The following is a 12,783-nucleotide window of genomic DNA, read 5'->3' on the forward strand; positions in this document are numbered from 1 at the left end:
GCACCGGAGGCGGGTTTTGTTTTTTTCTTTTTTTAAGGCGTCTTTTTTCTTATAGTAATTTGGTTTTTAGTTGTGTAATTTATTTTTAGCTGTTTCAAATAGGCAATACTTTCTAAGACATTTTCTAGTTTTTCGTCTTTAAACTTTCCAGAAATAGTAAGGTCGTTCAATTCCTGATCTTCAATCACGATATCGACATTGTACCAATTTTCAATAATTTTAACGGTTTCTGAAAGTTTGGTATTCTTAAGTATGATGGTGTTGCTGATCCAAGCAATTTTATCATCGCTGTTTTCGGTAGAAATCTGTAAATCGGAATTCTTGATTAAATCGGCTTGCTGATTTTTGGTAATCTGCACTTTTTTTCCAGTTGGTGAAGTAACTTCAACTTTTCCTGTAATCACGCTTACTTTCGTATCGTGATGATTATAAGAATTAATGTCAAATGAAGTTCCTAAAACTCTCACTTTTACATCGTGGGTTTGCACTATAAAAGGTCTTTTGACATCTCTAAAAACTTTAAAATAAGCCTGTCCTGTCAGTTGTATATTTCTTGTCGTTTGAAATTCTTCGGGATACGTAACACTACTGTTGGAGTTTAATACAATGACACTGCCGTCTTCCAGATAAATTTCTTTCTTTTCTCCTTTGGCAGTAATCTGAGTGATTTCTTTTGGTTTGAAAATAAATTTAGCCGCGGTAAATGCAATAGTAAGTCCGGTAACTAAAACGGCTGCTACTTTTAATGCTTTTCTAAATGAATATTTTTTTGGCTTAACCTGTAATTCTAAAAGTATTTTATTTAGAATAACGTCGCCTTTTTCATCAGATATATTATTTTCTAAATCTGATGACTGCTCCTGCATTTTATCAAAAAATGTTTCAACAGCTGCTTTTTCTTCGGGTGTGCAGGTACCTTCTTCGTATTTTTTTGCCAGAAGCAAAAAGTTTTCTTTTTTCAAAATATATGCTTTTATAGACAAGTCACATTTTTTGAATCAAACAAGTAGTCGAAAATACAGGCTTAACGTTTTCTTAAAACGAGTATTTTTTAGTTAACATAAAAGAAAGCTGCCCAGTAAAAAAGAAGATAATTATAAGACGCAGAATTTAAACGCAGCTGCTTAAGCGCATTGCTGATATGTTTTTCTACGGTATGAATGGAGAGGTTTAATTTTGCTGCAATTTCGGCATTCGAAAAATGATCCATTCTGCTGAGTAAAAAGACTTCTCGGCATTTTGGAGTCAATTTATTGATCTGTTCATTGATATTTCTTTCGAAATCAACATATTCTAGATCGTTTAAAGATAAACTTGGATCTGGAATAGTTTCTAATACTTCAATATGCTGCTGATCAAATTTGAGGTTTCTAAGCTGATTTGCAATTTTGTATTTTACAGCCCTAAACAAGTAGGCTTCAAGGTTTAGGATTATCGTATTTGAAGCATTTTTCCAAAGACTAATAAAGATTTCCTGAACGATATCTTCGCAGACTGCTTCGTCTTTGTAGATTTTAAAAGCATACGAATAAAGCTTTTTCCAATACCTATTAAAAATAATTGAAAACGCAGTATCGTTTCCCTCAAAAATCAGTTTTTGAAGTTCATCGTCTGTCATTTTCAAAAGATCTTTTTTCATAATAGTTAAAAAAGCAAATGAAAAGCATCAAACAAAAAATACCTAAAAAGCTAATTTAACTTTGTGTTAAATTACACTACGAAAGACTGCTGCACTATATTTCCTATGTAGGCGATAGTAGGCAAATATTCATTAAACAATGTATATTTGCATTTCATAAAAACATTTTTTGAATGCTAAAGGAAGAACGTTTTGACAAAATATTAAAATTGCTAAGCCGAGATGAGAAAGTCAACTACAGCGGATTGGCACAGGAACTGAATGTTTCTGAAGATACCGTCAGAAGAGATATTGAACAGCTTCATAACAACGGACTGCTTTCTAAAGTCCGCGGAGGCGCTATTCCGATATTAAAAAATCCTTTAAGTTTTGTAGACCGAGCTTCGTATCAAACAGACAAAAAAGAAATTATAGCACTCAAAGCGCAGCAGTTTATTCAAGATGGCCAGACTATTTTTATGGATGGCGGAACGACGAACTGCAGTATAGCGGCTAAACTTCCGATCGGAATTAAATTGAAAATTATAACCAATAATATTCCTTTAGTACAAGTACTTTCGAATCATAAAAATGTTGAAGTTATCTTACTTGGCGGAATATACAATACACAAACCCAAACCACTGAAGGCGTTAAGGCCTGCGAGGAAATAGGTTTGTATATTGCTGATATTTATCTTTTGGGAACTTGCGGCGTTGATAGCAAATTTGGCGTAACAGCCAGTTTCTTTGGAGACAGCGGTATTAAAACAGCTATGTCTAAGGCTGCTAAAAATATTATCGCTCTTGCGAATGAGGAAAAGCTAAATACGACCGAACCTTTTAAAGTCTGCGCTATAGAAGAGGTAGCCGTGCTTATAACCGATCTTGCCAGCAACGACAGCAGACTAGACGGTTACCGCAGAAAAGAAACTAAAATTGTTTAATGCTTTTTTAATTAATGATTAGAAAACCAATTCGATTATATTGTTTTCGGGATCAAGAATGACGCTTTCATAGTAACCGTCGCCCGTAATTCTGGGTTCTCCTGCTATGGTGTATCCGTCTTTTCTAAAAATTTCAGTCATCTGGTTAAGTTCTTCTTTCGACTTTACTTCCATAGCCAAATGTGCATATCCTGTTTTTTGTCTTGTTACATCTTTGGATGCATTTTCAATTCCCTGCATACACATGATTTCAATCCTACTTCCCGATTCAAAATTTAAAAAATACGATTCAAATTTTTTGAGCGAATTCGTATATTTTTCTCCTGCTGATGCTTTAAAATACTTTTGGTAAAATTCCTTCATGACTTCAAGATTTTCTACCCAGATTGCGATATGTTCTATTTTCATTTCTTTAGATTTAAATGATTAAGATTTGCTTTTATTCATAAATAAAAAATAAGATATTCCAACTCCTGCTAAAAGCAAACTACAAATTCCTAATGCCAATCCCAATGATGATAGCTCTGCAATAAACCCAACAGAAACGGGTCCTAGCAACTGACCAGAATATCCCATTGTCGAAATTGCGGCCACCGCAGCAGCAACAGGAACATTTTTCAGCTTTCCAGCTTCATTAAAAAATACTGGAACAATGTTGGCCGCTCCGCAACCCAGAATAAAAAAGCCTAAGATTGTCAAAGAAATCCACGGAGATACAATGACCATTAAAAGACCAGCCGAAGCGGTAAGCGCTCCGCCCGTAACCACAGTACGATGACTTAATTTTTCTACAAGACCATCTCCAAACAGACGCATTATTGCCATAGCAACAGAGAAAACGGCATAGCCAATTCCCGCCCAAGATTCATCCATTCCGCGGTTTTCGTGAAGGAATAAAGCGCTCCAATCTAGCATAGCGCCTTCCGACATAAAAACGATAAAACATAACATTCCTAAAAACAGCACACCTCTGTTCATCCAAGCAAATTTTCCGCCTGAAACACTTTCTTTCTCTTCTGCATGTGTTGATGCTGTCTGTCTTTCGCTTGACGCATCAAATAATTTTCTGTACTGAAAGGCAACCGTTAAAAGCACTAATGCAGCTATAAATACCGCTGCATGAAGAGGCTCTAGTCCCGTTTTTATAAGAAGTCCCAAACCTAGAGATCCCACAAGACCGCCCACACTAAAAAGTCCGTGAAGCGAAGACATTATTGGACGTCCGTATAAATTCTGAAGGTTTACTCCAACCGCATTCATAGAAACATCTACAGTTCCGATGCCGGCTCCAAAAATAAAAAGTGCCACAGCCATAGCGGTAACTCCATCCAAGAATACCAGAAATGGCAGTATAAAAGCAATTGCAATACAGGAAATCGTAATTACAATTCTGTTTCCAAATTTTTGTCCTAGATATCCAGAGATTGGCATCATTAATATAGCACCTCCACCCAACATTAAAAGAAGCAGACCGAGTTCACCATCATTCAAATTCAATCTGTTTTTTGCAAAAGGAACCATTGGCGCCCAGCTTGAAAGTGCAAAACCGCATACAAAAAATATGCTTTTAATGGCGGGTATCGCCTTGTTTACAGTAGTATTCATAAAATATTTAAAAAAATTATAGATTGCAATATTATGCAAATTTATGCAAATTTGCGAATAATAGCATTTTATTTATTAGGCATAAAAAAACCGCCAACGGGGCGGTTTATATTTTAATTTCCTTACAGATAATCTAATCTTTTGATATGAATTATTTTTTTGATTTCGGAAATCATTTTTCGGTCGGTTGAAGAAATTTGTGAAGAAAGCACAAAGTTGATGACTTTATCAATGTCCGAAAATTTATGCTCTGAATCGAGTTCTACTAAAACAAAATCTTCTCTACTTAAATGAATCAATATATCTTCTAGAATAGGAAGCGCCATAAGAAGTTTCCCTAGTTTTTCATCATTTTTCCAAATTTTGCAAGCCGCGATTAAATATTTTGCCCCTTCTACTTCTCTGCCATTTCGAAGACTAAAAATTGCTTTTTGAAGAATAGCTGTACTTTGTTTTTCTCTTTCTAAATACTGCTCATCATAAAAGTCTGAAGTATTCTGAATTTTAATTTGAGTTTTTAAAGAGACTCCCCCATTAATATTTTTCTTTCTCAAAGTAACTTTCTTTTCAAGCTCATTTAAAACATTGGAATGTTTTTGGGCTAAAATATCTTGCTGTTCTTTTCCGCTTTTTGAATTGCCTAAAATAATATATAGCGCTGAAGCTAAAAAAGCACAAAAAAGAAAAACAGCTACTGCTTTAATTAAGGGATTATCAAACCATTCAAACTGGATCATAACTCATTTAATTTAAAAGTTTGAATAAAATTGTATTGGCATGCAGGACAAATCTCTTACTATTTACTGTTTCTTTTACAGGCATTCGAATACAATAAAAAAGCAGCAGCCGATTTCTATACAGAATACTGTACTATTCTGCAAAAACGGACGCGCTTATGGGAAGGGCTGTTGTTATTCCCGCACGTCCGCAATCATTACTAACTTAACCAACCCTTAACTTCTCTTTAAAAAACGTTTTGCCAAATAGTTTCTAAACGGAGCATCATAGAACTTTAATGAAACATAAGCCACCGTTATTGACAAAACAAATACTAATGCCGCCGCCGAAAAAGAATTTTCTAGCGTGATTTTATTTTTTACTACATAAGAATAATACACATACAAAATTGGAAAATGCGTAATGTAAATAGGATACGAAATGTCTCCTAGAAAGGTGCAAACCTTCTGCATTGTTTTTCCTTTTACCGTGCCCGAAGCTCCAATGTATACGATAAGAGGAAACATTATAATAATCATAAGCGAATCATAAATTCCGTTCACCCATAAATTTTCGCTTCCGCCTACTCTTGGAAAAGCCAGCACGATAGCAATAAGGACACTGCTGAGTACAAAGGTGCTTCCCATATTTCCTGGTTTTGTTAATCGCCTAAGTAGAATTCCAGCAAGGAACGGGAAAGCCAGTCTTGTAAAACCAATTCTAAGTTGTGCAGGATCAAGTGACCAGCCTCCAATAATATCTCCATGACTGCTTGTAACCGCAAGATGGATTAGAAAAAAAGCTGCAATTATCGTTAATATCCATATAATTGCATTGGATGCTTTTCTAAGAAAAATAGCGTAGACAATATTGGCAATGTATTCAAAAAAAAGCGACCAAGCTGGACCGTTTAATGGATACATTTCGCCCCATCCTCTAATATCTAAAGAACCAGGAACTGGAATTAAAAAGATTCCAAGTACCAAAACCACCAACATTTTCCAGAGCGAAGTTCCAGCTACAGCAGTAAACATTTCTGATGCACTTGGGTAAAAACAAACAGCTCCAAGCAGCATACCGATTAAAATCATAGGATGAAGTCTGATAAGCCTTCTTTTAAAAAATTCTTTTATAGACATCTTTCCCCAACAATCATCATAAGCATGCGCTATTACAAATCCAGAAAGAAGAAAGAAAAAATCGACAGCCAAATAGCCGTGGTTAATAAGCTGTTTGGTGTGATCGCCTCCAGAAAATACTTCTAGAATATGAAACGCTACTACGATTACTGCTGCAACTCCGCGAAGTCCGTCGAGTATTTCATAATGTTTTTTAGAATCAGGAAAAATAGATTCCTGTACAGATTTTACATTCATTAATTTTTGGGTTTTTGGTTATTTATTTCGTTAGTACAAAAGTTTAAATCCTTTTGTGCAAAACTATAACGATATAGTATTGTTTTTGCACCGTAATTTAAAAATGTAGCCTATAAAAAACCATAAAAACCTAAATAACAAACACTTATAAATAAGTTTAGATTAAAAAAAGTAGTTTCTGCAGAGCAAAAAATAGTGTAATTTAGAATGCAAAACACCTCATCATCAGTCCTACAAAAATATATGGACTGACAGAATTGCTTTTGCGAATGCCTTTAAAATCTAAGATTCACTGTTTCCTGACATTCCAATTTTCTGAAGCCTGAATTCAAACTCTTCTTTGGACAATGAAGTGCGGTTTCTAACCTTGGTTCTGTAATTATAAATTGTACTGAGTGAATAACGAAGAAACGAAGCAATCTTAACGCTGTCTGAAAAACCAAGACGCTCCAAAGCATAAATTCGGAGTTCTGGATTTAAAATTTCTCCGTCTTTTAAAATGATGCGTTCTTCGGGAATGAGAAGAGTATTAAAATCAGAAACAAAATCGGGATAGAGGCTAATAAAAATCTCATCAAAACGCTGGTAAAGATCTTGAAGTTCTTCGTCAACCAGATTACTAGAACGCAGCATCAATGACAATTCGTCAAATTGTTTGCTTAACGCTTTTTTATTGAGTTTTATTCTGTATTCGTCCAATTTTCCGATATAAGAAGAACACATATCAAAAAACTGCGCAATATAAGTCTGCTTGATTCTATTGGCTTCATGAAGTTCGATATTATATTCGTTGAGTTTATTGTTTGCTTCTTGAATATCAGAATTAACGATTTTTAATTGTTCTGACGAAATAGAAAGTTCTTCTTTTATTTTGGAGATTTTTTTCATCTGTCTGTAGACATAAACCGCAGTAACCAGCAGTCCTGCGCTCAGCATTGTAATGGCGAAAATCAATAAATGCAGTTTATTTTTATTTTCTTCTTCTCGTTCCTGATAAACGGTATTGATAATAGAATAAAACTCGGACATCATCAAAGTTCTGAATTTGACATTGCAGAAAACAGCATCTTCCAAAGCTGATTTGGCATAACGATACGCCTTGTCGATATCACCGCGATAATAATTGTAAATGGCAAGATTCTGAATAGCTCCATGATCTTTTATGCCGTTTTCAAGATCGGCAACGGCTGCAAGTCTGTAATATTTAATTCCTTCCTGCTCTTCTTTAAAAACCATTTTGATGTCTCCAAGCAGATAGGTATACATCGCATAATCGTAATCTCTTTTGGTGCTTTTATTCAAAAGTCCGATTAACAGCTTCTGCGCTTCTGCATATTTTTTATTGTACATCAGTTTTTGCGCAAAATTGATCTTGTATTTATTGCTTTTAGGATCTAAAACTCCTAGCAGAGAATCTCTGTAAACTTCTATTTGTCTGCGGTAATGCGTGTTCGGATTATTGGTCGCGTAATGTTCAAAAAACTGACTGTAAAACTCATAATATTTAGCTTTTAATTCATTCGGAAGTTCATGGCTGTTTATTTTTTCGAGAATTGCTCTCGATTCTAAAAAACTTCCGTTTGAAGAATACAGGTTTGAAAGTTCAATTAAAGCCTGTTTTTCTTTATAAGAATCATACGGTTTTTTGGCAATTAATAAGTTCTGACGAGTGAAGTAAAGTGCCGAATCTATTTTATATTTTCTATACTCCTGATATAATTTATTGTTGATTGCATAAACAGTTTCACTGCTTCTTGTTATGGTCAGCTGTTTTCTATATTCGCCTGTTTTTTTATCCTTCCTTGCGGTATAAACATTCTTTTGCGCCAATGCTTTTTCTAAAGTGATTGCTTTTGATACGGACTCTTGGCATCGTGCGTTAAATATTGAAAATAGGCAAACGGAAATAAGAATAAAAAATTTCTTCATCTTAGAAGGATATTGGTTTTGTGCAAATATATACAAATTAGCATGTTTTTGTAAATTATAAAAAATCCGTTCACATAAAAAAACCTTGGAAATCATTGCGGTTTCCAAGGTTTTTTATTCAACAAAAAGTTGTGTATTTCAATAAACGACAAATACGGCTCCCTCTCAGAAGACCGCATTTATCAAACTAATTCAAAATTAAAAAAAACTATAAACTTGCTTTGACTTCTCCACAAGTCAGCATATTTTTCGGGTAATACGGATTTTTGATTTCCTTACTGTCACTTGTCCAAACTGCGCCTGTCATTGGGCAAACTTGTAAATATAATGTCTCATCGGCAGGTTTAAATTTTGCTGCCTGATCCCAATATTTTACAGAAAGTGTTTCAAAAATCTTGCGCTGTTTGTTGATGTTTTTAGTTGAAGCTATCGCTGTTGCCAATTCGATAATTTCTTTTCTCGAAGTGGTAGCTGCATTCATGTCTGGTAAACTCAATTTTTTAAACTTGAAGTTTTTTAATGAATTTTTAAAAGCTTCTGCATTTTTAACAACCGCAAGACTATCTGAAGTCAGAAAACTGTTTTTTAAAGCCAGATAATTTTTTGTGATTTCCTTTTTTTCGGTTTCTCTTTTTTGCACTAATTCTGGCACCACTTCTTCTTTTGAAGTTATTTGAGCCTGAGCCATAACGCTAAGAAAAAGAAATGAGATAACTATTAAATTTTTCATGATGTAGGTTTATCTAATTTTGTAATGATTTTATCTATATCTATTAAAATGCTTTCGTAATGATCTTTGTTGATTCCTGTTGAAGCATTCATAAGCTTTGTGATATCTGTTTTCAATTTTAAAAGATGCTGTTTTGCATACAATTTAACATCGCTTCGCTGTGCTGTATTGGCTGCTTTTCCTGGCTCTAATTCTTTTGGCAATAAAAGCATTCCCAACTTTTCGATGTAACCGCGCTGAAAACCTCTTCTATAAAAATCTTGTTTTTCGTCTCCGCTAAATTTCACCCAAACCGTTTGCTGTAAATCGTTTAAGAACTCAGGAACTGTATAGGCACCTTCAAACTGCATCGATTTCAGGCTGATATTGTAAAGCATGCCAGAACTTAATAACATATTCAAAACTTGATTTTGCTGATCTGAGATTTGATCTTCTCTTTTTAAAGCAATAAGATCATCAATTTCTTGCGGATACATCCAAAGCGGTGCAACAAACAATTGTCTTCCCAGATAATCTATTGCTGCTTTTACTTTTGCTTTAGGAACTGGCTTATAGACTGCTCCTTTTTCGTCAACAGTTCGTTTTGTGATATAGTTATTTCCAATATTTTTCAGAACATGGTACAAATACAAACCATATTGTCTCACTACAGCCTTGTGCATATCGGCTAAATTATCGTACGGATCGTTTGGCTGATAGGTCCATTCGATAAGGTGAGGCACGACACGTTTTAGGTTTTTAATTCCGTAATCGCTGGCTTTTACTGAATCATCTCCAAGATCTTCTGCTTGGCTTCGAGGATCTTCGTCTTTGCCTTCTCCTCCAAACCATAATTTCGGATTTGCAGTTAAACTATCCGTTGTTAGTTTGGCTAATATTTTTTCTTCTTCAAACTCGTCTTTCCCGTTCGGATAATATTTGTAACCCCATTCAACAGCCCATTTATCATAACTTCCAATTCGCGGATAAAGACCTTTCGGACTAATATTATCTTCTGGCTGCGCTACATAATTAAAACGAGCATAATCCATAATAGAAACGGTGTGTCCGTTTTCTTCTACCCATTTTTTATCACGAAGTTTTTCTACCGGTGTTGCACTGCTCGCTCCCATATTATGACGCAAACCAATCGTATGACCAATTTCGTGAGAAGAAACAAAACGGATTAACTGCCCCATCAATTCATCATCCAAATGCATTTTTCTGGCTCTTGGGTCTAAAGGTCCTGCTTGAATCATGTACCATCTCTGCACCAATTTCATTACATTATGGTACCAGCCTACGTGGCTTTCCATAATTTCACCGCTTCTTGGATCGCTAATTCTTGGCCCATAAGCGTTTGGCGTTTCAGAAGCTAAATATCGAACTACAGAATATCTTGCATCTTCTAGACTCATGGTTTTATCATCTTCTGGCCATTCTTTACCTACAATGGCATTTTTAAAACCAGCAGCTTCAAAAGCTTTCTGCCAATCGTTGATTCCTGCAATTAAATAAGGTCTCCATTTTTTTGGAGTCGCAGGATCGATATAGTAGACAATTTGTTTTTTTGGTTCTACTAATTCGCCTCTTAAGTACTTTTTAATGTCTTTTTCTTTTGGCTCCAAACGGTAACGCTGCACAATAAATTTCTTTTGAGCGCGCTGTTCGTCATCATCAAACAAAACATATTTATTGGCAAAATAACCTACTCTTTCGTCAAAGAAACGTTTGCGCATTGGCGTTTTCGGCAACAATACGATTGAGGTGTTTAATCGTAAAGTGATACTTCCGCTGCTTGCTGTAGAACTTGTATAGGTTTTTGTTGTTTTGGTTTCGATGTTAATTGGGTAAACATCTATACTTTCAACAAACGTTTTGTCATCCGCCAGAGACGTTAATTTTTTTTCTGTTTTTTCCTGACTTCCAATAGCAAACATGGCATTGTCTTTTTTGAAAACATCTGTTACTTCAATAACCACATCTTTTGTATCTGGATTGGTTGTTTTTATTGGAAAAGCTGCAACAATCGGATTTTCATTGCTTCCTTCTAATGCTTTTGCCAGCATCGAATCGGCATAACGAACGTCTTGTTTGTATTGCAGCGATCTTAAATAAACAGTATTGTTAGCCCCTTTTTCAAAATAAATAGTCTGTTCGTTGGCTTTTTCTCCACCAAAACTTCCAAAACCTTCAGGGGTCGAAAGATAGCGCGTTACCACCAACATGTAGCGATTAAATAGACTATCGGGAATCTGAAAGTAGTATTTAGCATCGACCTGACTTACAGTAAAAAGACCTGATTTAGTTTTCGCTTTATCGGTAATAACTTTGTTGTAAGCCTGCATGCCTTTTGGCTGTGTACTGGTGCTATCGGCTTTTTTTTCTGGAGTTTGGGCAAAACCATGCTGCCAGGCCGACAGCATGATTAGAATTAAAATTAACTTTTTCATCTAAATTAAAATGGGACTTTTTCGTCTGTGTTTAATGTCAATTTCGGATTTTTCTGTAAAACCGATAATGGGAACGGAATAATATACAATCGAGAATTGGGCTGTAAAGTATATGTTTTTTGAGGAACCGTTTTGTTTACAATTGGAAATACTCTCGTAATTGTTTTTGCATATTCTGTTTCGGTATTTAATCGTTTCAAATCGAAGAAACGGTTAAATCCTAAAAGCAATTCTTTTCTTCTTTCATTAATGACCAATTCCATTGTTTCTTTTCTTGTCGCTGGAACGGCCAAATTAACAGTACCAGAAAGAATACGTTTTGCTCTTAATGTATTTAAAACATTAACCGCTTCATTAAACTGGTTCTCTCTTGCATAACATTCTGCTAGAATTAAATATACTTCTGTAGTTTTCATTCCAACAGTTGGGTAGAAAAATCTCGTGTATTGTGTTCCCCAATAGGCTGTGTTTGAACCTTGATCTAAGTTTGTTGTGCTTGTTGAGTTGAAAAACAAATTGAAACGACCATCGTTTATTCCAAATAAAGTTCTCAATTCTGGACTGATGATGTAACTCTGAGCAAAGTTCATTTCGTTATAACCCGTCATGTACATGTAACTCAAAACTTCTACGTTGCTTGCCGCCGGAACAGCAACCGCCGTTGGTCCGCCCTGTTTACTGTAAGCTACCAAATCGAAAATCTGATTGTTATAGCTTAATGATTTTTCTGCCGCTTCTTTAGCTTTTGCAATTTCACGTTTAAACAAATGCACTTTTGCTTTAAACGCGTACGCAAATGCTAATGACGGGTGATAAACATCGGCAGGTTTTTCTTGAATAAAGGGCAATGCATCTTCAATATCTCTCTGAATAAAATCATAAACCTGTGCAACAGTAGATTTTGAAGGCTGTGCTTCTAAATCAAATTTATCCATTATACAGATTCCTCCATCTGTAGCTGCAGTCTGCGGATCATACGCTTTCGCATACGTATTCACTAATAAAAAGTGATCGTAAGCTCTGAATATTTTAGCTTCAGCTTTGGCTAATTGTTTGATATTTCCATCTCCTTTACTCTCATCTACCAATGAAATAATGGTATTCCATCTGTTGATATAACTATAAGCTTGATTGTAAAAACTTGAACCCGTCAATAACGAAACTCTATCTATACTTTCATCAAAAGTAAAATTAATAATATCAATGTTTGGAGTTCTTCCGATTACATTGGCCTCTCTCATCCATTGATCGTCTGACAAGTACTGAAAGTTATTGATTGGATAACCTCTGTTTGGTAATGATACCAATTCTAGAAATTGTTCTGGAGTTTCAATTACTAAAGCTCCTTTGGGTGTGATTTCTGTATAATCTTCGCAAGATGATGCAGTTAACATCAAAAGCGACAGTAGTGTTATATATATCTTTTTCATTT

Annotated in this window: 11 protein-coding genes; 1 reads left to right on the forward strand and 10 read right to left on the reverse strand. The window is 35.1% G+C overall.

All coding sequences use genetic code 11. From position 1 onward, the window contains the following. Nucleotides 1–32: 32 nt before the first annotated feature. Together Q9Q97_RS22060 and Q9Q97_RS22065 are read right to left on the reverse strand one after the other, a co-directional pair. Nucleotides 33–962 (reverse strand): FecR family protein, encoded by a 930-nt coding sequence (locus Q9Q97_RS22060; protein WP_306161104.1) that lies wholly within the window; start codon nucleotides 960–962, stop codon nucleotides 33–35. An 89-nt stretch (nucleotides 963–1,051) separates the two neighbouring features. Then, nucleotides 1,052–1,639: an RNA polymerase sigma-70 factor gene (locus tag Q9Q97_RS22065; protein ID WP_306161106.1), complete on the reverse strand. Its 588-nt coding sequence runs from the start codon at nucleotides 1,637–1,639 to the stop codon at nucleotides 1,052–1,054. Between the two features lie 173 nt (nucleotides 1,640–1,812). Between Q9Q97_RS22065 and Q9Q97_RS22070 the strand changes: the two genes are divergently transcribed. Then, on the forward strand, nucleotides 1,813–2,562 hold the full coding sequence (locus Q9Q97_RS22070; RefSeq protein ID WP_306161109.1) for a DeoR/GlpR family DNA-binding transcription regulator: 750 nt from the start codon (nucleotides 1,813–1,815) through the stop codon (nucleotides 2,560–2,562). An 18-nt stretch (nucleotides 2,563–2,580) separates the two neighbouring features. Here Q9Q97_RS22070 and Q9Q97_RS22075 read toward each other — a convergent pair whose 3' ends face one another. From Q9Q97_RS22075 to Q9Q97_RS22110, 8 genes are all read right to left on the reverse strand, one after another. Then, nucleotides 2,581–2,970, reverse strand: coding sequence for a VOC family protein (locus Q9Q97_RS22075; protein ID WP_306161111.1), 390 nt, complete (start codon nucleotides 2,968–2,970; stop codon nucleotides 2,581–2,583). An 18-nt stretch (nucleotides 2,971–2,988) separates the two neighbouring features. After that, the gene (locus tag Q9Q97_RS22080; protein ID WP_306161113.1) at nucleotides 2,989–4,167 is read right to left on the reverse strand and encodes an MFS transporter; all 1,179 of its coding nucleotides are present in this window, start codon (nucleotides 4,165–4,167) and stop codon (nucleotides 2,989–2,991) included. A 122-nt stretch (nucleotides 4,168–4,289) separates the two neighbouring features. Next, nucleotides 4,290–4,904, reverse strand: coding sequence for a hypothetical protein (locus tag Q9Q97_RS22085; RefSeq protein ID WP_306161115.1), 615 nt, complete (start codon nucleotides 4,902–4,904; stop codon nucleotides 4,290–4,292). A gap of 216 nt (nucleotides 4,905–5,120) precedes the next feature. Then, nucleotides 5,121–6,260 (reverse strand): acyltransferase, encoded by a 1,140-nt coding sequence (locus tag Q9Q97_RS22090; protein ID WP_306161117.1) that lies wholly within the window; start codon nucleotides 6,258–6,260, stop codon nucleotides 5,121–5,123. A gap of 282 nt (nucleotides 6,261–6,542) precedes the next feature. Further along, nucleotides 6,543–8,189: a DUF6377 domain-containing protein gene (locus Q9Q97_RS22095; RefSeq protein ID WP_306161118.1), complete on the reverse strand. Its 1,647-nt coding sequence runs from the start codon at nucleotides 8,187–8,189 to the stop codon at nucleotides 6,543–6,545. 208 nt (nucleotides 8,190–8,397) lie between these two features. Continuing rightward, nucleotides 8,398–8,919, reverse strand: coding sequence for a DUF3347 domain-containing protein (locus Q9Q97_RS22100; protein ID WP_306161120.1), 522 nt, complete (start codon nucleotides 8,917–8,919; stop codon nucleotides 8,398–8,400). Further along, nucleotides 8,916–11,351, reverse strand: coding sequence for a zinc-dependent metalloprotease (locus Q9Q97_RS22105; RefSeq protein WP_306161122.1), 2,436 nt, complete (start codon nucleotides 11,349–11,351; stop codon nucleotides 8,916–8,918). Before Q9Q97_RS22105 ends, Q9Q97_RS22100 begins: the two co-directional genes overlap by 4 nt. A gap of 5 nt (nucleotides 11,352–11,356) precedes the next feature. Beyond that, entirely contained in the window at nucleotides 11,357–12,781 is a 1,425-nt protein-coding gene (locus tag Q9Q97_RS22110) for a RagB/SusD family nutrient uptake outer membrane protein (RefSeq protein WP_306161124.1), read from the reverse strand. Between the last annotated feature and the right edge of the window lie 2 nt (nucleotides 12,782–12,783).

This window comes from Flavobacterium sp. DG2-3, from assembly GCF_030730925.1.
Lineage (GTDB): Bacteria > Bacteroidota > Bacteroidia > Flavobacteriales > Flavobacteriaceae > Flavobacterium.

Coding starts and splice junctions, on each gene's coding strand:
- Q9Q97_RS22070 (WP_306161109.1), top strand. CDS start 1,813: ATGCTAAAGGAAGAACGTTTTGACAAAATATTAAAATTGCTAAGCCGA.
- Q9Q97_RS22105 (WP_306161122.1), bottom strand. CDS start 11,351: ATGAAAAAGTTAATTTTAATTCTAATCATGCTGTCGGCCTGGCAGCAT.
- Q9Q97_RS22090 (WP_306161117.1), bottom strand. CDS start 6,260: ATGAATGTAAAATCTGTACAGGAATCTATTTTTCCTGATTCTAAAAAA.
- Q9Q97_RS22100 (WP_306161120.1), bottom strand. CDS start 8,919: ATGAAAAATTTAATAGTTATCTCATTTCTTTTTCTTAGCGTTATGGCT.
- Q9Q97_RS22110 (WP_306161124.1), bottom strand. CDS start 12,781: ATGAAAAAGATATATATAACACTACTGTCGCTTTTGATGTTAACTGCA.
- Q9Q97_RS22095 (WP_306161118.1), bottom strand. CDS start 8,189: ATGAAGAAATTTTTTATTCTTATTTCCGTTTGCCTATTTTCAATATTT.
- Q9Q97_RS22085 (WP_306161115.1), bottom strand. CDS start 4,904: ATGATCCAGTTTGAATGGTTTGATAATCCCTTAATTAAAGCAGTAGCT.
- Q9Q97_RS22080 (WP_306161113.1), bottom strand. CDS start 4,167: ATGAATACTACTGTAAACAAGGCGATACCCGCCATTAAAAGCATATTT.
- Q9Q97_RS22065 (WP_306161106.1), bottom strand. CDS start 1,639: ATGAAAAAAGATCTTTTGAAAATGACAGACGATGAACTTCAAAAACTG.
- Q9Q97_RS22075 (WP_306161111.1), bottom strand. CDS start 2,970: ATGAAAATAGAACATATCGCAATCTGGGTAGAAAATCTTGAAGTCATG.